Origin of the sequence: Shewanella holmiensis (genome assembly GCF_025370255.1) — a bacterium.
In the GTDB taxonomy this organism is placed as follows: Bacteria; Pseudomonadota; Gammaproteobacteria; order Enterobacterales; family Shewanellaceae; genus Shewanella; species Shewanella holmiensis.
Genome location: NZ_JAMTCD010000001.1, coordinates 53,618 through 78,439, shown reverse-complemented (window position 1 = coordinate 78,439; position 24,822 = coordinate 53,618). Strand labels below are relative to the sequence as shown.

20 protein-coding genes and 1 pseudogene are annotated in these 24,822 nt (G+C 41.3%); 10 read left to right on the top strand and 11 right to left on the bottom strand.

Annotated elements, in window-relative coordinates; all coding sequences use genetic code 11:
- Nucleotides 1-4: 4 nt before the first annotated feature.
- Nucleotides 5-421, top strand: coding sequence for a VOC family protein (locus tag NE535_RS00295; protein WP_261296705.1), 417 nt, complete (start codon nt 5-7; stop codon nt 419-421).
- Between the two features lie 252 nt (nt 422-673).
- Here the strand turns inward: NE535_RS00295 and NE535_RS00290 are convergent, their stop codons facing one another.
- From NE535_RS00290 to NE535_RS00280, 4 genes and pseudogenes are all read right to left on the bottom strand, one after another.
- Nucleotides 674-1,036: a pentapeptide repeat-containing protein gene (locus NE535_RS00290; RefSeq protein ID WP_261296704.1), complete on the bottom strand. Its 363-nt coding sequence runs from the start codon at nt 1,034-1,036 to the stop codon at nt 674-676.
- Nucleotides 1,037-1,102: 66 nt separating this feature from the next.
- Nucleotides 1,103-1,267, bottom strand: a pseudogene (locus tag NE535_RS18730) (pentapeptide repeat-containing protein); the annotation flags it as partial.
- 14 nt (nt 1,268-1,281) lie between these two features.
- On the bottom strand, nt 1,282-3,993 hold the full coding sequence (locus tag NE535_RS00285) for a bifunctional acetate--CoA ligase family protein/GNAT family N-acetyltransferase (protein WP_261296703.1): 2,712 nt from the start codon (nt 3,991-3,993) through the stop codon (nt 1,282-1,284).
- A 42-nt stretch (nt 3,994-4,035) separates the two neighbouring features.
- Complete coding sequence (locus tag NE535_RS00280) at nt 4,036-4,839, bottom strand: LysR family transcriptional regulator (RefSeq protein WP_261296702.1); 804 nt, start codon at nt 4,837-4,839, stop codon at nt 4,036-4,038.
- A gap of 228 nt (nt 4,840-5,067) precedes the next feature.
- Between NE535_RS00280 and NE535_RS00275 the strand changes: the two genes are divergently transcribed.
- Together NE535_RS00275 and NE535_RS00270 are read left to right on the top strand one after the other, a co-directional pair.
- Entirely contained in the window at nt 5,068-5,532 is a 465-nt protein-coding gene (locus tag NE535_RS00275) for a magnesium transporter (protein ID WP_261296701.1), read from the top strand.
- Nucleotides 5,529-6,644, top strand: coding sequence for an HlyD family secretion protein (locus tag NE535_RS00270; protein ID WP_261296700.1), 1,116 nt, complete (start codon nt 5,529-5,531; stop codon nt 6,642-6,644). Before NE535_RS00275 ends, NE535_RS00270 begins: the two co-directional genes overlap by 4 nt.
- 106 nt (nt 6,645-6,750) lie before the next feature.
- On the opposite strand, the gene NE535_RS00265 is transcribed toward NE535_RS00270, so the two are convergent.
- Both NE535_RS00265 and NE535_RS00260 read right to left on the bottom strand, forming a co-directional pair.
- On the bottom strand, nt 6,751-9,921 hold the full coding sequence (locus NE535_RS00265; protein ID WP_261296699.1) for an efflux RND transporter permease subunit: 3,171 nt from the start codon (nt 9,919-9,921) through the stop codon (nt 6,751-6,753).
- A 2-nt stretch (nt 9,922-9,923) separates the two neighbouring features.
- Nucleotides 9,924-11,120 carry an efflux RND transporter periplasmic adaptor subunit gene (locus NE535_RS00260; protein ID WP_261296698.1) on the bottom strand — a complete coding sequence of 399 codons (1,197 nt, stop codon included), beginning with the start codon at nt 11,118-11,120 and terminating at the stop codon, nt 9,924-9,926.
- A 206-nt stretch (nt 11,121-11,326) separates the two neighbouring features.
- On the opposite strand from NE535_RS00260, the gene NE535_RS00255 reads away from it, so the two are divergent.
- The gene (locus NE535_RS00255) at nt 11,327-11,896 is read left to right on the top strand and encodes a GNAT family N-acetyltransferase (RefSeq protein WP_261296697.1); all 570 of its coding nucleotides are present in this window, start codon (nt 11,327-11,329) and stop codon (nt 11,894-11,896) included.
- Between the two features lie 181 nt (nt 11,897-12,077).
- Here the strand turns inward: NE535_RS00255 and trxB are convergent, their stop codons facing one another.
- Both trxB and msrA read right to left on the bottom strand, forming a co-directional pair.
- On the bottom strand, nt 12,078-13,031 hold the full coding sequence (gene trxB, locus NE535_RS00250; protein ID WP_261296696.1) for a thioredoxin-disulfide reductase: 954 nt from the start codon (nt 13,029-13,031) through the stop codon (nt 12,078-12,080).
- A gap of 158 nt (nt 13,032-13,189) precedes the next feature.
- Nucleotides 13,190-13,669, bottom strand: a complete 480-nt coding sequence (msrA, locus tag NE535_RS00245; RefSeq protein WP_261296695.1) for a peptide-methionine (S)-S-oxide reductase MsrA — start codon at nt 13,667-13,669, stop codon at nt 13,190-13,192.
- Nucleotides 13,670-13,859: 190 nt separating this feature from the next.
- On the opposite strand from msrA, the gene astE reads away from it, so the two are divergent.
- The 5 genes from astE to nadA all read left to right on the top strand — a co-directional run bounded on the left by astE (nt 13,860) and on the right by nadA (nt 19,981).
- Entirely contained in the window at nt 13,860-14,903 is a 1,044-nt protein-coding gene (gene astE, locus NE535_RS00240; protein ID WP_261296694.1) for a succinylglutamate desuccinylase, read from the top strand.
- A gap of 167 nt (nt 14,904-15,070) precedes the next feature.
- Nucleotides 15,071-16,249: a thiamine pyrophosphate-dependent dehydrogenase E1 component subunit alpha gene (locus NE535_RS00235; protein ID WP_261296693.1), complete on the top strand. Its 1,179-nt coding sequence runs from the start codon at nt 15,071-15,073 to the stop codon at nt 16,247-16,249.
- A 3-nt stretch (nt 16,250-16,252) separates the two neighbouring features.
- Nucleotides 16,253-17,230, top strand: coding sequence for an alpha-ketoacid dehydrogenase subunit beta (locus NE535_RS00230; RefSeq protein WP_261296692.1), 978 nt, complete (start codon nt 16,253-16,255; stop codon nt 17,228-17,230).
- A gap of 8 nt (nt 17,231-17,238) precedes the next feature.
- The gene (locus NE535_RS00225) at nt 17,239-18,801 is read left to right on the top strand and encodes a dihydrolipoyllysine-residue acetyltransferase (RefSeq protein WP_261296691.1); all 1,563 of its coding nucleotides are present in this window, start codon (nt 17,239-17,241) and stop codon (nt 18,799-18,801) included.
- A gap of 112 nt (nt 18,802-18,913) precedes the next feature.
- On the top strand, nt 18,914-19,981 hold the full coding sequence (nadA, locus tag NE535_RS00220; RefSeq protein WP_261296690.1) for a quinolinate synthase NadA: 1,068 nt from the start codon (nt 18,914-18,916) through the stop codon (nt 19,979-19,981).
- A gap of 80 nt (nt 19,982-20,061) precedes the next feature.
- Here nadA and NE535_RS00215 read toward each other — a convergent pair whose 3' ends face one another.
- From NE535_RS00215 to NE535_RS00205, 3 genes are all read right to left on the bottom strand, one after another.
- Nucleotides 20,062-20,724 carry a YoaK family protein gene (locus tag NE535_RS00215; protein WP_261296689.1) on the bottom strand — a complete coding sequence of 221 codons (663 nt, stop codon included), beginning with the start codon at nt 20,722-20,724 and terminating at the stop codon, nt 20,062-20,064.
- A gap of 225 nt (nt 20,725-20,949) precedes the next feature.
- Entirely contained in the window at nt 20,950-21,960 is a 1,011-nt protein-coding gene (gene gap, locus NE535_RS00210; RefSeq protein ID WP_261296688.1) for a type I glyceraldehyde-3-phosphate dehydrogenase, read from the bottom strand.
- 181 nt (nt 21,961-22,141) lie between these two features.
- Nucleotides 22,142-22,990, bottom strand: a complete 849-nt coding sequence (locus NE535_RS00205; protein ID WP_261296687.1) for a DUF2989 domain-containing protein — start codon at nt 22,988-22,990, stop codon at nt 22,142-22,144.
- A gap of 202 nt (nt 22,991-23,192) precedes the next feature.
- Here NE535_RS00205 and NE535_RS00200 point away from each other — a divergent pair, with 202 nt between their 5' ends.
- Nucleotides 23,193-24,626 carry a glyceraldehyde-3-phosphate dehydrogenase gene (locus NE535_RS00200; protein WP_261296686.1) on the top strand — a complete coding sequence of 478 codons (1,434 nt, stop codon included), beginning with the start codon at nt 23,193-23,195 and terminating at the stop codon, nt 24,624-24,626.
- Nucleotides 24,627-24,822 lie beyond the last annotated feature (196 nt).

Below are 24,822 nucleotides of genomic sequence, written 5' to 3'. Positions count from 1 at the left end.
GAATATGTACTTAGAGCATTTAAATATCGTGGTAAAAGATTTAGATCAAACATTAGTATTTTACCGCGCCGCTATGCCCCATTGGCGAGTAAGAGGTGGCGGTGAGTCCACATGGTATGGTGTAAAGCGTAAATGGCTGCATTTTGGGGATGATAATCAATACTTGTCATTTAATGATTCAGGCACTGGCAAAGTGCGAGAGTTAACCTCAAATGCACTTGGGGTTGCCCACTTTGCTTATGTGGTAAATAATTTAGATGCTTTGATTGGGCGCTTAAATGCGGCGGGCTTTGAGGTAAGAATTTGGGGCGGGAATGAGCCTCATGCCAAAAGCGTGTATTTTATTGACCCGAACGGCTATGAAGTTGAATTTTTGCAATATTTAACTGATTTACCCAGTGAGCGAAATGTCTATCAATAGTGTTTAATGCATCAGCGGAAGAGCAGGGCGTGACAAGATAGAAAGGAGCGTAAGTTGACAACTTAACGCTTCTTTGGTGTTAGGCTTTATTGATATGGCAGTTAATCCTGCGTGAAAGCACTTTAGTATGATGCAAGACGAAAACTGTGGGGTAACAACCTAGTATCGATTCAGCTTGTGATTAAGACGACCTTTATTTTTGCGAGATTAAATTAGCTGTTGCTGTTTAAACCTGTTCAATAAAGACCTAATTTAATCAACAAGCTCTATACCTAAACTTTCTAATAAGCTGAGCGCTTCGTAGCGGGAAAATTTAGCCTTAGTGAGATTGTTTTCATTAACATTAATATTAAAGTTGGCTGAGTCAGTAAAATCAACTTTTTGTAGGTTTGTTCGCATAAATAGACTGTTATGAAAATCACTCGAGGTCATGGATGAGTTAACAAAGTCGCCACTTCTAAAATCGACCTCCTGTACTTTACACTCTTCAAGAATCAGTTCATGTAAGGTTAAACCGAAAAAGGAGCTATCGTTTAATATGCAACGTGTGAATGATAACTCGGGATTAACGGTAAATTTAGGCCAATGTGCTTTAGTCCAATCAATTCCTATCATCTTACAATCAATAAAGCGCACCTCTAAAAATTGTGAATAATTACTTTTGAGTAAGCTTAAATTACATTGAGTAAAAGAACAGTTAATGAACTTACAATGACTGAATGTGGTAGCTGAAAAGTCACAACCATTAAAATCACACTGTTCAAATTCAACTGATGCTTGCGTTGTTTCGCTCAGCGATAACCCTGTAAATAATTGATCATAATATTGTTGGTTATCTTGAATCATATGCAATTGTCAGTTTACTCAGTCGGATTGTTCTTACGGTCAAACGCCATGTGCATTTTAATCAGGTGTTCTTCCATATCAAATGTCACCTCAAAGCCCAATGACTTGGCTAAATTAGCCATGTTACGGTTTTCAAACATGGTAAACCCAGTAAGCACCGGGGTGTTGTTACCACGATAATAATGAATGAGTTTTTCAAGTAGCCGTTTACCTAAACCAATACCTTGGTAATCAGTTCGCACTGCCATAGCAAATTCAGCTTCAGTATTATCAGGATCTGTGGATGCTCTTACCGCACCTAAGGTAAGCTCTTGCCCATCTGCAAGTTTTGTTGTCGCAATAAACGCCATTTCACGAGAATAATCAATCTGGGTTAATACTGCCATTTCTTCATGGGTCATTTTAGAGCGCACGCCAAAGTAGCGTTTGTATCTATCTTCTTCTGATAATGCGTTATCAAAGTCCATGTGTTTGGGCTCATCTTCAGGCAATATCGGTCTTAACATTACCTCTAAGCCATTTTTTAAGATCAAGGTTTCTTCTAGCTCTTTTGGGTAGGGTAAGATGGCAAGACGGTTACTACTATCGTGCCCTGTTGGATGTAATCGCACGTCAACATCAAGCAAGGTAATATTTTCGCCTGCAGCAAGTACGGGATTAAAATCGATTTCGGCGATTTCAGGGCAATCAATAATCAGATGAGAAATTTGAGTCAACATGACACATAGCGCGTTCATATTCAGCCCGAGGGGCAGGTGACGGTCGCGAAGTTTATTGGTTTTAAGCGCCTGAATAACCATATACCGTGCCAAGGTCATATTCAGTGGAGGAAGGGCTACAGATGCATCTTGTGTGGGATCCCATTGGGTGCCACTTTCACCTAAACAAATTGCCGGACCAAACACCGGATCGTTGATCACAGAGACGCGAATTTCTTGGGTTCCTGCTGTTAACGCCATTTTCTGTATTACTAAGCCCTCAATCCGTGCATTGGGGTTTACTTGATGCACTCTATCAATAATTGAGTGTGCGGCTTGGTTAACCTCTTCTGAACTGGTTAAGTTAAGCATGACACCATGAACATCAGATTTATATTGTAAGTCAGGAGATTGTACTTTTAAGGCTACGGGGTAACCGGCGTTATCCGCTACAGATACCGCATCGGCTACATCGGTTACAAACCAAGTATTAATCGTGTTTAAGCCATAGGCTTTTAAGATATTACTGACCTGATATGTACCAAGCACCAACTGATTTTCATTTTGATAGGCTTGCAACAATTGCCTTGCTGTCGCGCTGTCAGTTGGGATGTTATCTGGTATCGATTGCGGTACTTCTTGTAGTAATTTTTGATTGCGGCGGTATTCAACCATGTGCATAAATGCCCGCACAGCTCCCTCTGGTGTCCGGTATGTCGGGATGCTGGCCTGATTAAATTTTTTACGCGCCACATAGGCTGAGTCTTCACCACTCCAGTTGGTCAAAATATTGAGTCTGTTTTTTCGAGGATGTTGTGAGTAAGTGTCGATGATACCTTGGGCAATTTGTTCGCTTTGTTGCAAAATCGATGGTGAATGTAAAATCAAAATTGCATCAATATTATCTTCATCCATCAGACGTTTTAATGTGTCGGCATAGCGTTTAGCATTAGCATCACCCACCATATCTATGGGGTTTTGTTTTGACCAAGTGCTGGGTAAATACTGATTTAAATCATTAAGTAAGTCAGGGGATAATTGTGCCAATTTACCGCCTTTGATGATTAACTCATCGGCGGCTAATACTGCAGGTCCACCGCCGTTGCTCATAATGGCCAAACGTTCACCTTTTAGTGCGCTGGCATGGGCAAGACTTTCTACCGCGGCAAATAATTCAATTAGGTCGTTAACTCGCAGCATACCAGCTCGACGAAACGCAGCTTCAAATACAGCATCATTACCACGTACTCCGCCAGTGTGGATCATTGCAGCTCTTGCGCCTTCGTGACTTCGGCCAGATTTAATCACGAATATGGGCTTGTTACGTGAAGCAGCCCTTGCGGCAGACAGAAATCGGCGCTTGTCGTTAATGGAATCAATGTACAACATGATGGCAGAGGTTTTACTGTCTCGGCCAAGATAGTCTAATAGCTCATCAAAATCGATATCTGAAGCATCGCCAAGGGATATGAATGAAGAAAAACCAATATCTTTATTATTGGCCCAATCGAGCACTGTAGTGCAAATGGCTGCTGATTGTGACACGAATGCGACTTTACCTGCTTTCGCACTGGCATGAGCCAGACTGGCATTCAATCCGATAGTCGGCAATATCATACCTAAACTGTTCGGACCTAAAATACGCATACCGTAGCGTTTTGCATGTTGTTGGGTGAGGGCAAGTAAACTTATCCCATTGTCATCAAGTGTATCAGCCATGCCACTGGCCATGATAATTGCAGCTTTACAACCAAATTGCGCTAAGCGCTCAATAATCGAAGGGACGCGATGGGCGGCGGTACAAATAATTGCCAAATCAGGTTTGACAGGTAATGCCTCAATATTGGGATAAGCCAATACGCCCATCACCGCTGTATATTTAGGCGTAACCGGCATAATAGGCCCCGAAAATCCGCCAGACAGTAGATTACGCATAATGGCTCGGCCAGCGCGTGCTGGGTTATCTGATGCGCCGATCACCGCAACAGAGGTGGGCTTAAATAATGAAACAATACTACGTTGACTCATTTAATACACCTCACTTGACACCAAGTTTTATTTAAAAAGACCTTATTTTTCAATGGCAGCGTTTATCACTGATTCACAAATTTCAGACAACCACACTGTCTTGGGATTATAACGTTTCGCAGAATGGCAAATGATGGCAATATCGACACCAATATCGTCGTTATATTTTTTATCCGGTAATTGAAAACTATACGTACAATGCTGATCCATTAGTTGACTTAATACAGCATAATTATCCACTAATATTGTGGCATTGATATTCTCATCGATCACAGAACGGTATAAATCAAGGTTTTCATTGTAATCGTCAACCATCAGTTTGACATATTCCCCTGACTGATTACCAATCAGTTTCGCGGCGGCACTGGCCACTTTCTTTTGATAAAGCTCTTGCGAGCGTTCTTTTAAAGCTTGAATACCTATATCAATATTGCCATCGATTAATGCGTTGTTGCTATCTTTACGCCATTGTCTGATCTCAATGATGGCATCGGTATACGATCTGATTTTGTTGATCAGGGGCTTGGCTATCATAACCAGCAAAGGCTCAGATATATGAATGGAAATAAATTGCAATTTAGCTGGGCTGAAGGTTTCAGGCTCTAATGCCACAGAGATTTGCTCGATAGCATTTTGTAGCTTAGGTGCGATTTGGGTGGCGTATGATGTTGGTTGCAAACCATGTGCGGTACGAATAAATAATGGGTCGCCTAATTCTTCTCTCAACTGTGCCAGCGTTTTTGAAACAAAAGACTGAGAGCGATTAAGTTTTGCTGCTGCACGGAGTGTTGAACCAGACTTAAATAAGGTCACGAACACATTTAACGCATTGAGATCCATACTCATCCATTTTTCTAATATTGGCTAAATACTGTTTTAGCGGTAGTGAAAGTCAAATTTGATGTGAACAAATTTATGATGACATTCAATAAGTAGCATAACATTGTCTGCTTATTATTACTCGTTTCGCACAAGGCATAACTCATCTTATAACAGGAATAACCTATATTCCATTTGTACTTCAATCTTCGTTTACTATTCCATTTGTACTCAATAGGCATAGTGGAGATTATTATGCAGCAAGTCACAGTTTTAAAGACGACTAAAGGCCAACTTTTGATGAAATTAATCAAGGGATTATTGGCGATATGCGGAGTAATTATCGTAGGCAAAGGGTTTTCGTTCTTAGCGACAGTTCACAGTAAGGATATTCCAGAGTCATATTTTTCCGGTGGGCCCCCGTCTATTATGGCATTACTCGATTCAGAGTTTTTTATGGGGCTTATTTTTGTGATTACCCTTGCCATAGTCGTTTATGTTTTATACCTATTCTGGCAATTACATGAAGTAGCAGTAAATAAAGCCCAAGCTATGTCGAGCGCACATACACAAATTGTTTTTGCCCTGTCGTTATGTGGTTTATTCATCGACAAAGCCTGGTGGGTAGTCGCGATTATTATTGCGTTTGCACGTTGGGACCTTGTCTCAAATCGTATTTCGAAAATCATCAATGATGGTATAAAAGGTAATCAGTCATGAAAGAAATCATGTTGCCTTACGTGCTAATTATTTGGTTATTAGTGAAACTAGGCGTGATTGAATGGAATTTAAAAAATGCTGTTCGTTCAATCAGTGTCGGCATGTTTATCGCATTTGCATTATTCACGGGACATAGATTCTGGTCACCTGCGGATTTAACCGATAGCTCTACCGTAAAAGCTCCCCATGCGGTGTTAAGCCCATTAATTGGCCAAGAAGTTGAAAATATTTATGTTACACACAATCAGATGGTCAAAAAGGGCGATCTCATTTACACCTTAGTGTCAGTGGACAGCACCGAGCAAATTAAAGCACTTCAAGCTCAGAAAGATGCAGTAATCGGCCAAAAAAATGCGGTTATTGCTCAACGCAATGCCGGTAATGAAAAGATAAATGCTTTAGTCTTTAGTGTTGATAACGACAAGCGAAATTTAGAGCGTTTGACTAAGTTGAATGATTTTTCAAGTCAGCAAGATAAAGATAATCTTATGTCGCATATTGATGCTAACACAGCGCAAATATCGGCTATGCAAGCTGAGTTGTTGGCACTTGATGCACAAATGCAATCCCATGACGCACAAATACAGTCCTATGATGCTCAAATTGACTCTGCTAAATGGCAAGACAAGCGTCGTGAAATTCGCGCCCAATATGATGGACAGTTATCCATTACGAATGTCACAGAGGGTACGCGTCTAGGTAATATGCATTTGTATGACACCAGCAAAAAGTTCTTAGAAATGCGTATCGCTGATCAAGCATATCGTTATATCAAACAAGGACAATTTGCTGAGTTTTATGTCGATGCTTATCCAGGTGAAATTTTCAGGGGAAGAGTTCACAGCATTACATCAGGGACAGGTGAAGCTATGATTAACCCGATGAGTGGTACTCAGCATGTTAGGCAACATGTGGGCAATAATATGGGATCTCATGGTCGTACTTTGGTGATTGAGTTTATCGAACCTGAAGGCTATAACGTACCGATTGGCGCCACGGGTTCTGCGTGGATATCGGCAGAAAAACCTCATCCAGCGTTAGGTTTTATGGACATTATTGGAGGGGCAACGGTGCGATTAAAAGCGATTAAAGCTTACTTTAATGCACTATAAAGTGAACGTTATATAACCAGACCTCAGGTTATGTAGATTCAAACATAAGAAATGCCAGCATTTGCTGGCATTTGTATTGAAAGTTTTGCGTTGATTAACCCATATATCAGGTTGCAGGATGCGCTTTTTCTGGAATGTATATCGCAATCATTTTACGCATCATGGTTTTGCTATCCTCAATGGCAATGTACAAACAGGGGATAAGGCATAACGTGACTACGGTTGCAAACAACACACCAAAAGCAAGCGAAACCGCCATAGGAATAACCATTTGAGCCTGCATGCTGGTTTCGGCCATAATGGGTACAAGTCCGATAAAGGTCGTTAACGATGTCAACATAATCGCTCGAAAACGACGGCAACCAGCATTTAACACAGCTTCTTTTATCGCCACACCTTGTAAGCGTGATTTATTGACATAATCCACCATCACTAGGCTATCGTTTACCACCACACCTGCTGCGGCAATGATACCGAACATTGATAATGCGCTTAAATCAATACCTAACAAGATATGACCAAGAACTGAGCCAATGACACCGAAAGGGATCACCGACATGATCATTATTGGTTGAAGGTATGATTTCAACGGAATCGCCAGCAGGCTGTATATCACAAGTAGCGAGATAATAAAATCTCGCATTTGCGTGTCAGCACTGTCTAACTGCTCCTGAATACTGCCAGATACTTCACTACGCACCCTAGGGTATTTAGCCAACAATTCTGGCATAAAATTGTCGCGGATATCTTTAGCAAGCTTAAATGGCTCCGCTTGATCTGCATCAACGGATGCCCAAACATTGATGGTACGATTGCCATTTTCGCGGCGAATACTGTTTACCCCTTGAACGACTGATATTTCAGCTACTTCAGATAAAGGCAGTTCAGCACCTTGGCTGGTTTTTATCAACACATCTTGAACTAAGGCAATCGAGTTACGTTGCTCTTCAGGGTAGCGCAACATCACTTTGATTTCTTCACCGTTACGGATAATACGCTGTGCTTCTAATCCATAAAAACTATTACCCACTTGCCCTGCAATGTTGGCTAAAGTCAGCCCTAAACTGTGTGCTAACGGCTTAAGTTGGAACTGCACTTCTTTAGCACTGGATTGGCGACTATCATTAACATCGCTGACACCTTTGAGTGAGTTTAGCTTTTCTTTCAAAGCTAATGACGCTGCCACTAATTGTGTTTCATCTTTACCTTCCAAACGGAAACTAATGTCACCGTCTTCAAGGCCACCACCAAATAAACTGTCTTGAATAGTGAAAGATTTAACCCCAGGAATTTGTGGCATCTTTTGACGCCATAACTCAGCAACCTCGAAGGTATTCATCGGCCGTAACTCTGGGTCAACTAACTTGGTCATTACCTCTGCGCTGGTGCGGCCTCGCAGGTCGACTTGCATTTCAGAGATCATACCTTGGCCATATTTTTCAACCAGTTCTTTGTCAACGCTATATAAGGTCGCTTCGATAGCTAATGCCGCTTCAAGAGTTGACTTTTCAGATGCATCGACGTTCATTTCAATTTTAACACGTGGAAAATCATGGGGAATTTTTGGTTGGCCAATAAATCGTACCAGTCCACCAGCATAAAGCCCTGCACAGATTAAAATGAAGCTTATAAATAGCATTATCACGGTATAGCGGTATTTAACGGCTAGTTGTAAGCTAGGGCGGTATATATTTTCTATAAACCAACTCAAGCCTTTATCAACACGCGCTTGAACAAAATTAACCCCATTACGTAACCAATCGAGCGGATTTTTAGATCCAGGTTGAACAACCTTTGGGCGTTTCATGTGGGCTAAATGGGCAGGCAGGATCAATTTAGATTCGATAAGTGAGAAAACTAAACACAAAATAACGACAAAACCAATGGCTTGACCAAATGCGCTTGACGGGCCATCGTCTAAGGTAATAGGTAGGAAAGCCGCAATGGTGGTTAATACGCCAAATGTTGCTGGCATCGCCACTTTTTGTACACCTCTAATAACGCTTTCAACGCTTTGTCCATGCTCTTGGCTTTCAGTATGCGCGCTTTCGCCCATCACAATGGCATCATCAACAACGATACCCAATACCAGAATGAAAGCGAATAAGCTGATCACGTTAATGGTGACATCGATGAACGATAACGGCATGAACAGCAGGGTACCAAGAAAACATACTGGTAAGCCCATCATTACCCAGAAAGCTAAGCGAACCCGAAGAAACAGCGCAAGCATTAAAAATACTAAGACTGCACCAGACTTCATGCTATCAAGCATTAAATCTAAACGGCCTTCAAGGTAATAGGTCATATCAACCCAGGGTTCAAGTTGAACACCTTGAGGCAATACTTTTTGTTTTTTATCTACATAATCGCGAATTGTTTTAGCCACATCAGTAATACTTTGGTTGCGTGCCGCACCAATAAAGAATGTGACTGAGTTTTTACCATTAAATTTTGAATATTGGATACCGTCTTCAAAGCCATCAGTGACAGTGGCAATATCGCCAACGAGAATTGTGGTGCCATCCTCAAGGGTTAATAAAGGTAAATCTTCAAATTCATAACCGACATAAGCTTGGTTTTCTACCCTGAGGTTGATATAGCCGTTCTCTGCTTTTATCTGGCCTGCTGACATGTTGCGGGAATACCCGCGAACCGCTTCTGCCACATCATTAAAGGTTAAGCCAAATTCACGTAAGCGATCTTTACTAACTTCTACGCTGATTTCATAAGCTAAACCGCCGTAATACTCGGTAATATTAACTCCTGGCAGCTGCATCATTTCATCATGAATACGCTCACCTAAGTCTTTTAACTGACGTTGTGATAAGTCACCATATAAACTTAAATACATGACTTCTTGACGAATTTTTATGCGCTCAACTTTTGGTGGTTCCATTCCAGCAGGAAAGGTTGAAATAGAATCAATTTCGGATTTAACCTCTTCCAAAACGACTTGTGGGTCATATTCGTCTTCAATTTGAAAATAACCATTAGCCATATTGCGATTAGAGTAAGTAATAATTCGCTTTAACCCTTGAACACGCTCAAGTGCTTGCTCAATTTTAACCGTAATACCTTCTTCTACTTCTTGCGGCGCAGTACCTGAATACACTGCACTAAATTCAATCCAGTTTATTTCTACCGCGGGGAAAAACTGTTTTCTAATGGAGTTTGCGGTTAATAGCCCACCCAGTAAAATGATGATCATTAATAAGTTAGCAGCAACTGAGTTACGTGCAAACCAGGCAATCAATCCCTTATTTGTATCTTCCATGATTACTCCTCATCACCCATAGCGAGTTCTGTCTGCGATTCGCTGTCGGTTTGCGGTTCTTTTTGAAGTAACTTATCCGCAGGAAGAGCAAGTTTCATACCTTCGACAGGATAGTCGAGTGCGGATGTGATAAGTTGCATACCGTCTTCAAGTCCTTCAGATATCACAACTTTTGAGCCTTCTTGGCGTAACATAGTGACGTCTTTGTAACGTAATTTTTGTTCATTATCCATGATGGCCACTTGGCCATTAACAATGAGGTGTCGTGGAACAATGGCAACTTCGCCAGCGTTGGCTCCGTTAATGTTTGCCGTTACATAAGTACCAAAGCGTAGCTCGCGCTGATCTGATTTCAAACCATATGGGTCAATCACTTCTGCCACTAAATAGGTCATCCGGCTTTTACTATCAACCACACCTTCACTGCGAACAATCTTGCCTTGCCATACTTGCTTGTTCCCGGCAAAGCTACCCACTAAGGCAACAGTTGCATTTAAGCCTTTGGAGTCTAAATATTGAATTTCTTTATCGGCTAAAGGCAGACGAACTTCGGCGACATCAGTACTTAATAGTCCACCAATAGGTGATCCTTTGCTAACGTATGAACCTAAACCAACTTCTCGGCTAGAGACTAATGAATCGTAGGGCGCGCGGATAATGGTTCTTTCAAGGTTTCTTTCAGCGCGGTGAAGTCCTGCTTCAGCACTTTTGAGGCGAGCGATTTCTTGGGCTAACTGTGGCTTACGTAAACTTAAAGCGGTAGGGGTACCGTTACTGATTTCAGCCCATTCTTTTTCTGCCACTTTAGCATTTGCGCGCTCTTGCACTAATGATGCTTGGGCAGAAGCAATACTGGCTTGGGCATCAAGAAGGTCTGACTCGTAATCACTAGCATCAATTTTAGCCAGTATTTCACCAGCCTTCACAAAACCACCTTTAACAAAGGTATCTGATAAATAGGTAATTTCACCATTCACTTGTGACACCAGGTCGGTATTGTATTTGGGCTGCACTACACCATAAGAGGATACACTGAATGTCATCGGTTGGTATTCAATGACTTCAACTGAGACTAATGGAGTGCTATCTAATGCAGGCTTTTCTTCAGGAGGCTTTTTTAATGCCGATATACCGACTAATGCACCAACGCCTAGTCCTAAAACGACTATGGGTAATATGATTTGTTTTCTCGTCGCCACGACACTTCCTCTTATTTATCTTTGTGTTAGCAATTATTTTTGCCATGAGATGTCATCCAACCATGGCGTAATTTAAGCTTATATTAATCTAAATGTTGTTTTGGTGTTATTTCAATGTGTAAACTTGTGTGTCAAAGGTATGCAAAGTATTTACATTTATACTGTGCTTACGAAGTAGAAGATCATCAACACTAGGATTAGCAACTATGGCAGAGCCTCGCATCATAGAAACAACTCGGCTACAGCTGACACAAATGACACTTGATGAACAAGCTTTGCTGTTCGAGCTTGATCAGGATGAAGCCGTGATGCGTTTCATCAACGGCGGCCATAAAACCACCATGGAACAAATTGAGCAATATTTCATGCCCCGTCTAAAACGTTATCATGATCCGCTTAAGGGATATGGCTTATGGAAGGTGTATGCTAAAGCCGTTAAAGAGATCCCGGAAACATTAGCGGGAGAATATCTTGGTTGGATTTTAGTGCGACCGATGTTGTTTTTTACTGATACTCCTCTTGTTAATGATATTGAGTTAGGTTGGCGCTTTAAGAAAATAGCTTGGGGGCAGGGGATTGGGACTGAAGCTGCTAAAGCGATTGCAGATTTTGTCGCAAGTCATCCAGAAGTGAGTGCGTTAAGTGCCATTGCTGACGAAGACAATGTAGGCTCAATTAACATTATGACTAAATTGGGAATGTCATTTATGAAAAAAGCACCACATCCAGACGTACCAGACAACCAGCAAGTCGTGTTTTACCAGCTTAAAGTTTGATTTTAAGCAGACTAAATATTGCTATTGGGTTTGTTTAATACATTTTCATTGTGCGTTAAAGCGACATTTTTAGACTAATTAACCTGTGTTGAGTGTGTTGAGTGTGTTGAGTATTTCGATTGTTATTTAAAAAAAATGCCAATCAATGGATTGGCATTTTAATTAGCAAATGTAATTTAAATTACTTTTTAGCATCAAGATAACGCTCAGCGTCTAACGCTGCCATACAACCTGTACCGGCTGAGGTAATCGCTTGACGGTAATGTTGATCCATCACATCGCCACAGGCATAAATGCCTTCAATGCTGGTTTGGGTCGCATTTCCCTGTAATCCACTGTTCACCTTTAAGTAACCGTGGTTCATTTCAAGTTGGCCTTCAAAAATACCTGTATTAGGGCTGTGACCAATAGCAACGAATACGCCAGCAACCTCTAAATCAGTAATAGAGCCATCTTTGGTGCTTTTCTTTTTCAGTCCAGTCACGCCCATTTGGTTACCTACCACCTCTTCAAGCGTTTGGTCTAAATGAAGAATAATGTTGCCATTGGCAACTTTATCCATTAGGCGGTCGATTAAGATTTTCTCAGAGCGGAACGAGTCACGACGGTGAATAAGGTGTACTTCAGAAGCGATATTGCTTAGGTAAAGCGCTTCTTCAACAGCAGTGTTACCGCCACCAATAACTGCCACTTTTTGATTGCGATAGAAAAAACCGTCACAAGTTGCACAAGCTGAAACGCCACGGCCCATGAAAGCTTCTTCTGATGGTAACCCTAAATATTTAGCTGAGGCACCTGTGGCAATAATTAATGCATCACATGTGTATTCGCCATTATCACCCTTTAAACGAAATGGACGTTCAGTTAAGGTCACTTCGTTAATGTGATCAAAAAGAATTTCAGTATCAAATTTCTCTGCATGCTTTTGCATACGTTCCATTAATGCTGGACCGGTTAAGTCTTCGGCATCGCCTGGCCAGTTTTCTACTTCGGTTGTCGTGGTTAATTGACCACCTTGCTGCATACCCGTAATCATTACAGGTTTTAGGTTGGCACGTGCAGCATATACCGCTGCTGTATAACCAGCTGGGCCAGAACCTAAAATTAATAGGTTACTATGACGAGCTTCACTCATTTTAATTCTCCGATTAGATGCATGATGCAATTGGCTAAGATTGTAGGGAATTTACCAAAGCGGGTAAAGGGCACAAGCAAGATTGATAACCGATTGGGCTAATCTAGTGTGTCAATAAATGGTGTCAGTCGAAAAATATTTCTGACACCACCACAGATTTAATAAGTAAGGTGACAAGAAGGCAGATTATTTTTCTCAAGATAGTTCTGATGATAGTCTTCAGCGATGTGGAAGGTTTGTAAAGGCACTATTTCAGTGACAATATGACGCGTTCCCCATCGACCGCTTCTGGCAAACGCGAGCTTGGATGCTTCAGCCTGAGCTTTTTGTTGCTTGTCATGGAAGAAAATAGTACTCCGATATTGAGTGCCAATATCGCCACCTTGCATGTTTAGCTGTGTTGGATTGTGATTTTTCCAAAAAACATCCAAAAGATCATCATAGCTGACAACGTTTTCATCAAACTCTACTTGGACAACTTCGGCATGGCCAGTAGTACCTGACTTCACTTCTTTGTAAGTGGTTGCGCTATCTTTTCCGCCCATATAGCCACATGTTGCGTTATTCACGCCATTTATTTCACGGAAGAAATATTCGACACCCCAGAAACAACCTGCACCAAATGTTGCTAACGCCATGACACACCTTTTACATTATAGAAGTCTAGATGGCCGTAATTGTGATTAAGTTTGACAATATATGCAAGCGTTGAATCTTACCAAAAGGACTTTTTAGGGGATCAATTTAATTTGTTTGCGTATGTGATAGAATTCACCTAAGGAAAAACAAGCAAATACCCCAAATAATAACAACAGCAAGGAGCGTAAATTGACTTCACCGCTTATGGAAACCCGAGATTTTTTAGCTTTTACTTTAGAAAGCCCGCTTTCTCTGCCACAGCAATATCACTTTCATTTAGGAAATCATACTCAAGTTGACATACTTGATACTGGAGTGATTGTTTTCACGCCATTAAAAACAGCAGCCAAAGCGCCTAAAGATATTGTGCTTTCATGTGCGATCCACGGCAATGAAACCGCGCCAATCGAAATTTGTAACCAATTAATCAAATCGTTACTCAGCGAAACCCTGATTACCCAACACCGCGTGTTGTTTCTGATTGGTAATCCGCCAGCCATATTAAATAAGACCCGTTTTCTTGAAGAAAACATGAACCGTTTATTCAGTGGTGCTCACTCTAATGGACAAGGTTTAGTCAATGCTGAACGAGTAAGAGCAAAAGCGTTAGAACTGTATGTGGCAGATTTTTTCAATCAAGGCCAGGCAGGTGCTCAGCGGATTCATTATGATTTACATACCGCAATCCGAGCGTCTAAACATGAAAAGTTTGCAATTTATCCTTATCGTCCAGGCAGAAGTTATAGTGGCGAACAAATGATGTTTTTAGCCGCATGTGGCGTAGATACCATTTTATTCCACCATGAACCGACTACCACATTCAGCTATTATTCATCAGAGCAATTCAAAGCCGATGCCTTCACGGTTGAGTTAGGCAAAGTCATGCCATTTGGTGAAAATGATATGAGCCGTTTTGAAGACACAAAACGTATGCTCACAAACCTGATCACTGAAGAGGTCCTGGCCGTTGCACCTTATCAATCTTCGCAATTGAATTTATATAAAGTGTCACGTTCTATAAATAAAACTGCCGAAGACTTTGCATTTAGTTTTGCCAATGATGCACCTAACTTTAGCCAATTCAAGCAAGGTGAGCCATTAGCCACTGAAGCGGGTCAACAGATTAAGGTCGAGCATCAGGTTGAAGCAATTGTGTTCCCTAATGCTAAGGTACCGGTAGGTCAGCGCACTGTGTTGTGTTTAGTTCCTGCACCTGATGAAGATGTACAGTAGGCGGTTTAGCAAGGCGTAAAGCAAAATATACAAGCTTGTCGACTAAGATTTGATAACGCTGTCCAGTAAACTATTGTATGGAAGTTTACGTTAACGTAATGTTTGTCGGCGAATTATAATTAGACTGCTACCCTTGAGGTGGCACTTCACAAGAACAAGAGCACATTATGAGCAACGCAACACTGAGCAACGAAACAGTGCATCGTGTCAGCTTTCTTGACAAGGCGTCATTGCACATTCCAATTCTGCGGGTTTTACAGGCAGACGGTACAACGTATGAAAATGCTGTTTTACCGGTTATAGACCAGGACTTAGCCGCAAAAATTTACGACACTTGCGTATTTACCCGAGTATTAGATGAGCGGATGCTAGGTGCACAGCGTCAGGGCCGTATTAGTTTTTATATGACCTGTACCGGTGAAGAAGCCGCCATTATTGGTAGTACTGCCGCATTGGACAAAGGTGATGTGATTTTAGCGCAATACCGTGAACATGCGGCTTTGCGTTACCGAGGTTTTACTACTGAGCAGTTTATGAACCAGATGTTCAGTAATGAAAAAGATCTTGGTAAAGGTCGTCAAATGCCTATCCATTACGGTAGTAAAGCACTAAATTACCATACAATTTCATCTCCTCTTGCGACGCAAATCCCTCAAGCTACAGGTGTTGCTTATGGACAAAAGCTCAAGGGTGAGCGCAATGTAACCATTTGTTATTTTGGTGAAGGCGCAGCCTCTGAAGGCGATTTTCATGCAGGTTTGAACATGGCCGCAGTACTTAAAGCGCCCGTAATTTTCTTCTGTCGAAATAATGGCTATGCCATTTCAACGCCTACTGAAGAACAATATGCGGGTAATGGCATTGCCAGTCGTGGCGTCGGTTATGGTATGCACACCATTCGTGTTGACGGCAATGATATGCTGGCCGTGTTAGCCGCTACGCAGCAAGCCAGAGCTTATGCTTTAGAGAATAATGCCCCTGTATTGATTGAAGCCATGACTTACCGTTTAGGGGCGCATTCATCGTCAGACGATCCTTCAGGTTACCGCTCTAAAGATGAAGAAGCTAAATGGCAGCAACATGATCCGGTAAAACGTTTCAAGTTGTGGTTAATCAATAAAGGTTGGTTAAACGAAGCTGACGACGTTAAAACCCATGAACAATATCGTGAAGAAGTTCTCGCTGCGGTTAAAGTCGCTGAAAAGTTACCTGTGCCTCGATTGGATGAAATTATTGAAGATGTGTTAGACAAGCCAACAGCAGTGCTGAAAAAGCAGCTAAAAGACTTAAAAGAACACATTAATAAGTATCCTAAAGCCTATCCGAAAAGTGCAGGGAGATTATAAGCCGTGGCTCAAATGAATATGTTACACGCCATCAATGAGGCGTTATCAATTGCCATGAAAGCGGATGAGCGCATGGTAGTTTTCGGGGAAGATGTTGGCCATTTTGGCGGTGTTTTCCGTGCAACTTCAGGCTTACAAGAGCAGTTTGGTCGCGACCGCTGTTTTAATACGCCGCTTACTGAACAAGGTATTGCCGGATTTGCCAATGGTTTAGCATCACATGGCATGACGCCCGTTGCTGAAATTCAATTTGCGGATTATATCTTCCCTGCGTTTGATCAAATCGTCAATGAAACCGCTAAATTCCGTTACCGCAGTGGTAATGAATTTAATGTTGGCGGATTAACATTTCGCACCCCTTATGGCGGCGGTATTGCTGGTGGACATTATCATTCGCAATCTCCAGAAGCTTATTTTACCCAAACACCGGGTTTAAAGGTGGTAGTGCCACGTAATCCTGAACAAGCAAAAGGATTATTATTGGCAGCAATCCGTGATCCTAATCCTGTTATTTTCTTTGAGCCTAAACGATTATATCGAGCGTCTGTGGGCGAAGTGCCTGAAGGCGATTATCAAATTGAGTTAGGTAAAGCAGATGTTGTCAAGCAAGGCACTGATATTACCGTGCTTGCTTGGGGCGCACAGATGGAAATTGTTGAAAAAGCCTGTGTGATGGCTGAGAAAGAAGGCATTTCTTGTGAAATAATTGACTTACGTACTCTATCTCCTTGGGATATAGATACTGTTGCAAAGTCAGTTAAGAAAACGGGTCGTCTGGTTATCAACCATGAAGCGCCGCTAACTGGTGGCTTTGCGGGGGAGATTGCTGCCACGATTCAACAAGAATGTTTCTTGCATCTTGAGTCACCCATTAATCGAGTTTGTGGTTTAGATACACCATACCCACTCATTCATGAAAAAGAATATATGCCAGATGAGCTGAAAACATTTGAAGCCATCAAAGCAACAATGGCATTTTAGGAGTGGTCATGATTAAAGATTTTATTTTACCCGATATCGGCGAAGGCGTTGTTGAATGCGAGTTGGTAGACTGGTTAGTTGCTGAAGGCGACACAGTTGTTGAAGATCAGCCGATTGCCGATGTGATGACAGATAAAGCATTAGTGCAAATTCCTGCGCCTTATGCTGGTGTGATCACTAAGCTTTATTACGCCAAAGGCGAAATCGCAATCGTTCATGCGCCTTTGTACGCGGTTAAAGTGGCTGATGATACCGCTTCAGATACCAGTGATACCGCCGTGAATGCAGTTGCTGTTGAACAAGTGACACCGGCAGCGGTTGTTTCAGGTGTGATGGTTGAAGATTTTCTTTTACCGGATATCGGTGAGGGCATTGTTGAATGTGAGCTTGTAGATTGGCTCGTGGCCGAAGGTGAAATGGTTGTTGAAGATCAACCGATTGCCGATGTGATGACAGATAAAGCGTTAGTACAAATACCTGCTATGAAGGCCGGTAAAATTGTGAAGCACTATTATCGCAAAGGCCAGCTTGCTAAAGTTCATTCGCCATTGTTTGCAATTGAAGTCGAAAGTGATGTGATTGTAGCTGATCCTGTAACTCTATCTACACAGCAAGTTGTTAATCAAGCCGCTAGCTCAGCCGTTTCTACTGAGCCTGTTGTTCAAGGAAAAGCGTTAGCCAGCCCTGCAGTGCGCCGTTTAGCTAGAACACTAGACATCAACATTGCTGAGGTGCAAGGTTCAGGTAAACATGGCCGCGTCTACAAAGAAGATGTAGAACGTCATCAAAAAGGCGCAGCGGTTAACGTAGCTGTAACAACACCTGCTGTTGCTGCAACAAGTGTGGCATCGCCTGTTGCAAAAGGTGTGGATCGAGTTGAACCGATAAAAGGTGTTAAAGCGGTTATGGCAAGAATGATGGTAGAGTCAGTTTCGACAATTCCTCATTTTACCTATTGCGAAGAGTTTGATTTAACCGAACTGGTTGCTTTACGTGAAAGCATGAAACAGCGTTATTCAACTGATGAAGTTAAACTTACTATGATGCCTTTCTTTATGAAGGCAATGTCGCTGGCATTGAACGAGTTTCCAATACTTAATAGCCAAGTGAACGCTGACTGTACTGAAATCACTTACAAGTCACGCCATAATATAGGCATGGCCGTAGATTCAAAAGTGGGCTTATTAGTCCCTAATGTGAAAGATGTGCATTTAAAATCGATTTTAGAGGTTGCTGCTGAAATCACTCGATTGACTGCAGATGCCAGAAGCGGTCGGGTATCTCCAGCAGATTTGAAAGAAGGCACAATTTCAATTTCTAACATAGGTGCATTAGGCGGGACAGTTGCAACGCCCATTATTAATAAACCTGAAGTGGCTATTGTGGCATTAGGTAAATTACAAACCTTGCCGCGATTCAACCAAAAAGGGGAAGTTGAAGCGCGTAAGCTCATGCAAGTGAGTTGGTCTGGTGACCATCGAGTGATTGATGGCGGCACCATTGCCCGTTTTTGTAATCTGTGGAAACACTATTTAGAACAACCACAAGAAATGATGATGGCAATGCGTTAAGCTTGTTAACACAGTAAATATGTTTAATTTATAAAGGACGCTGAATGCGTCCTTTTGTTTTTGAGTGAGTTTTCGTATAATTCGCCCAAAGATGCACACCATTGGAACCGTTATGAGCTTGTCGGCACCCCAAATTAAAACGATTGATTATCCTTTTCCGCCTAAACCGGCTGTTTTGTCTGATGTACAAAAGCAGGATTATAAGGCCCGTATTAAACAATTATTGATTGATCAAAATGCGGTATTGGTAGCGCATTATTATACCGATCCTGAAATTCAAGCTTTAGCTGAAGAAACCGGTGGCTGCGTTTCTGATTCATTAGAAATGGCCCGATTTGGTCGTGATCATCCTGCTAAAACGTTAATTGTGGCAGGGGTAAAGTTTATGGGAGAAACGGCAAAAATTCTCAGCCCTGAGAAAACCATATTGATGCCAACCCTAGAAGCAACTTGCTCACTCGATTTAGGTTGCCCTATTGATCAATTCAGTGAATTCTGTGATGCGCACCCAGATCACACCGTTGTGGTATATGCCAATACCTCTGCTGCGGTTAAGGCTCGTGCTGATTGGGTTGTTACCTCAAGTATTGCCCTTGAAATTGTTGAGCATCTGGATTCAGAGGGTAAAAAAATTATTTGGGGTCCTGACCGCCACTTAGGTTCGTACATCGCTAAGCAAACCGGAGCAGAAATGCTGATGTGGCAGGGCGATTGTATTGTGCATGATGAATTTAAATCTAAAGCATTACTTGAGTTGAAAAAGTTACACCCTGATGCGGCGATTTTAGTGCATCCCGAGTCACCAGCAAGCGTCGTTGAGATGGCAGATGCTGTTGGCTCAACCAGTCAATTGATTAAAGCGGCGCAAACGATGGATAACCAAACTTTCATCGTTGCCACGGATCGTGGTATTTTCTACAAAATGCAACAGGCAGCACCAGGTAAAACTTTAATAGAAGCTCCAACAGGTGGGAATGGCGCAACGTGTAAAAGTTGTGCTCATTGCCCTTGGATGGCGATGAACGGTTTACAAGCCATTGAAGCATCATTATCTGACACAGATAAAAGCAACCATGAAATTTTTGTAGACGATGCATTACGGATTAAAGCACTTATTCCACTAACGCGCATGTTGGATTTTGCTAAAGCGTTAAACATGAAAGTAAAGGGTAATGCTTAAGTATTATTCTTGAAGAAAAAGCCGACAATTGTCGGCTTTTTTGTATGTAAAAGAAAATATTGGGTTAATATTTTGAATTGTCAGCGTTTTAACTGCGACAGATATACCGAATAGCTTATTGCCAACATTACACAGATACTTGCTGGCACAAACAGCGCGTTAAACTTAAAGAGAGTAAATAACAAAGCACCAAACACTCCGCCTGAAATAAACCCGGTAATGATCAATATAAATAGCAAAGCTTTTCTTTTATCAAAGGCTTCACCTCTTAACTTGGCGCCTAGCATAATACCTAAATCAGTAAATATCCCTGTAACATGCGTCGTTCGCACAACGGCACCGCTGTACGTAGTTGCCAGTGCATTTTGTAGACCGCAAGCGGCAGAAGCTAAATAATGCCCTTGTACTGAATCGGCAGACAGAAAATATACTGCGCTAAATAGAAATATCGCTTCAAGCATTAATAATCCACTATAGTTTCGGCCTAAAATTAACGAGCCGCCTCGCAGAAAATATCCTGAAATGGCTGAGCCTATAACAAAGCTCAGTAACACAAGCGCTAGGTGAACGACATCAAATAGATTAGCACCAATAATACCGGTACCTAGCATGGTTGCAGTGCCGGAAAGGTGAGAAATTGATTGATGTTGAAAACCTAATAGCCCAACTGCATTAACTATTCCAGCCACTAAAGCAAGAATAAATGAACCAAACTCTACCCAACGAGGTAATTTTGAAATCATTAGCAGACCTTAAGGTGGAATGAAAAATATGATGATAGCAAGATGTAGGCAATTCTTGAGTTTTAATGTCAACAATAGTGAAATAATATTCGTTTATTTAAGTGTGAATCGTGATGCTAGTTCAAAATATTAAATAGCCACATGGATAAATTTAAAATCGAGCCCAAACCCAAACAAAAAGCCCCGCATTATGCGAGGCTTTTAGAAAACGAATCGATTAGACGATTACTTAGCGTTCATCAACGCTACAGCGTTATCTAGCATGCGGTTACTGAAACCCCATTCGTTGTCATACCATGACATTACTTTCACAAGACGACCATTAACACGTGTTTGCGTTGCATCGAAGTTTGAAGAGAATGCATTGTGGTTAAAGTCGATAGACACTAATGGTTCTTCATTAATGGCCAGTACTTCTGACATAGGTGCTTGCTTAGATGCACGAGTCACAATTTCATTGATTTCTTCAACAGTCGTGTCACGAGACGCTAAGAAGGTTAAATCAACTAAAGAAACGTTTACCGTTGGTACACGTACAGCTAGGCCGTCAAATTTACCTTGCAACTCAGGAACCACTAAACCCACGGCTGCCGCAGCACCTGTTTTAGTTGGGATCATTGACATTGCAGCAGCACGAGCGCGACGCAAGTCAGTGTGGTAAACGTCTGATAAACGTTGATCGTTGGTATAAGCATGAATGGTGGTCATTAAACCTGATTCAATACCAATTTCATCATTTAAAGGCTTAGCAAAAGGGGCTAAACAGTTTGTTGTACATGAAGCATTTGAAATCACAGTCATGTCTGCAGTTAATACGTCGTTGTTCACGCCATATACTACAGTCGCATCAACATTCTTACCTGGTGCAGAGATAATCACTTTCTTTGCGCCCGCATTTAAATGTGGCTGTACAGACTCTTTAGAAGTGAAAATACCAGTACATTCAAATACAACATCAACGTTTAATTCAGCCCAAGGTAACTTAGATGGATCGCGTTCTTGGAACGTTAGAATTTTATCACCGTTAACATAGATAGCTTCATCATCATGATCAACTTTAGCGTTAAAACGACCATGAACAGAATCATACTTGGTTAAATGCGCGTTAATTGAAGCATCACCCAAATCGTTTAAAGCAACGATTTCGATAGGGTAGTTTTTTTCGCTTTCATATAAAGCACGTAATACATTACGACCGATACGGCCATAGCCGTTAATAGCAACACGGATAGTCATCTCATATCCCTCAGTTAAAAATAAATTTGGTGGCACATAAATCGCCTGGTTGTAAAATTACCAAATTGGTGGGGTTCGTCAAGCTAAATCGCTAATAAAAGTGCTTTTAGACCCATAAATTTCGTAATTTATTTCCATTTTGTGGTTTTTGCGGTTTTTATGAGCAAAGAAATGAAAGTGATTATTGGGCGTTTTCGGGGGCATTGAGCAAGACTACACTTACTGAGTTGGCAAAATTGCCACTTTTCAAATCAGATATCAAGGTTTGCGCTTGCAGATCTAATTGCTGCGCTAAGACTTGATTACCACCGATTAAACCAAAAAGTTGTTTTTCATCTACCTGATTTTCAGTGAGTAACGTATTTGCTTTAGTAAACAGATAAACGTATTCAAAATTTTGTTGCTGCTGAAAAACACTTGCTAGACCAAGTAACCAGTCAGAATTGAATTTATCAAAACTCGTTTTGGTAAATAAATCTCGGTAGATACGTTTGGCTTCGAGAGGGGAGACTCTTACATAGTATGCAGCTAATTGGCTTAGTATTTGTGGTTCAGCGACATTACCTGCTTGGTATGCAGCTAATACAATATCCTGTGAAGCTTTGTCGTTAAACCTTAACCAACGGTAATATGCGAGATAAATATCAGGATTATCTTTGGTGTATTCTTGCAGCTCATTTAACGTTTGGGTACTGACAGCATAAGCTCGCTCTCTATCTTGCGTGCGTTCGGGATTTAATATGTGCTGAACGCCTGCAGCAAGTTCGATACAGTTACTGTAGTTTTCAAGATAAATAAGTTGTTGAAAAAGCTGTTGTCCTGAAGGTGTTTCAGCTTGTTTGAGCACTAATCTGTGACGAACAAGATCACCTTTTTCAAATCTGCACCAACTATCTCGATGTAAATCTGCACAAAGTTCAGGATTATTTTTACAAATCACGTCGCTATTTCGGTCATTTTCGCAGCCTAAAAGCCCTAAAAAAGCGCTTATAAAACTAAATGATGTAATTATTACTAGATTTTGCTTCAAAACTAGCTCCTTTGGGGTATTTGTCTAATAAAATTACATATTTAGCGAAAATTTGTTACTGGCGAAATGCAGCCAATTTCATTACAATGTCGCCGACCTAGCGGGAATATTCCCCACAATACACTAATTATTGGTCTTTTCTTTTTGTTACTCAAACCTTTCTAAAAATATATCAAAGAAAAGTGAGATAAAGGAACCCTACATGAGCGCAGATAAACATCTACAAAGTTGGCAAGAACGTTTTGAAATGGCAGAGGCGATGCAACCTCTACTTGGTAAATTATATCGTAACCAAGGTGTTGAAGTTGTGGTATACGGTAAGCCATTATTAAACGCATCGACTATTGAAATTATTAAGTCGCACCGTTTGGTTCGTCGTCATGTGGGTGAAAAATTACGACTACGTGAAAGCTTCCCATTTATCCAAGCACTTAGCAAGCTTGCTGTTAAGCATTGCAAAGTTGATATCGGTAAATTGGCGGTTAATTACTGGCGTGAACATACTGATGCTGGCCAAATTGAAGCGTATATGGCGAATCAATTAGCGCAAGCCATTAACCATGGCGATGATATGCCTGCCCGTGATGTGGTGTTATATGGCTTTGGTCGTATTGGCCGTTTACTTGCGCGTTTATTAATAGAAAGAACAGGTAAAAGCAACAAATTATGTTTACGCGCTATCGTGTTACGCGGTGGTAAAAAAGGTGATTTAGAGAAACGTGCTAGTTTATTACGCCGTGACTCTGTACATGGTCCATTTAATGGTTCAGTTGAAGTTGATGAAGAAAACAACGCCATCATTGCCAACGGGACTTATATTCAAATTATTTATGCTAACTCACCTGATCAAGTTGATTACACTAAGTATGGTATTAAAGATGCTTTAGTGGTCGATAATACTGGTATCTGGAAAGATGAAGACGGTTTAGGCTTACACTTAAAAAGTCCGGGTGCCGCAAAAGTGTTATTAACCGCGCCAGCTAAAGGCGCAATCAAGAATGTGGTATATGGCGTTAACGAGGACGACATTCTTGCGGAAGATTTAATTGTTTCAGCGGCAAGCTGTACGACTAACGCAATCACTCCGGTACTAAAAGCGGTTAATGATAAGTATGGTATTGAGAATGGACATGTTGAAACTATTCACTCTTATACCAATGATCAAAACTTAATCGATAACTATCACAGTGCAGACCGTCGCGGTAGAAGTGCGCCATTGAACATGGTTATCACAGAAACCGGTGCTGCCAAAGCGGTTGCTAAAGCGCTGCCAGTGCTTGCGGGTAAGTTAACGGGTAACGCTATTCGCGTGCCAACGCCAAATGTGTCAATGGCAATTATCAGCGTTAATTTAAATGCTGAAACAAATCGTGATGAGCTTAACGAGTACCTGAAAGACGTCGCTTTGTTATCTGAGTTACAAAATCAAATCGACTTTACTGAGTCGACGGAAATTGTTTCGAGCGATTTAGTCGGTTCGCGTTACGCTGGGGTAATTGATTCTCAAGCGACTATTGCTGACGGTAAACGTGCCATTTTATATGTTTGGTATGACAACGAGTTTGGATATAGCTGTCAAGTTGTTGGCGTGATGCAAAAGATGCTGGGGTTAACAACGCTATCATTGCCAAAATAAGCCATAATTTGGGCCTTTGAATAAAAGCACCTGTGGGTGCTTTTATTATTTGTATGGCTTATCAATATCATGAATTAAAGCATCATGAACATTTATGCAGCAGTTAAACTGGTTTAAGATAATTTTTTTATTTTATTGATTGACTCTTAAATTAGAAACGGTAGAATGCGAACCCGCACTCAGGGGAACTTATGCA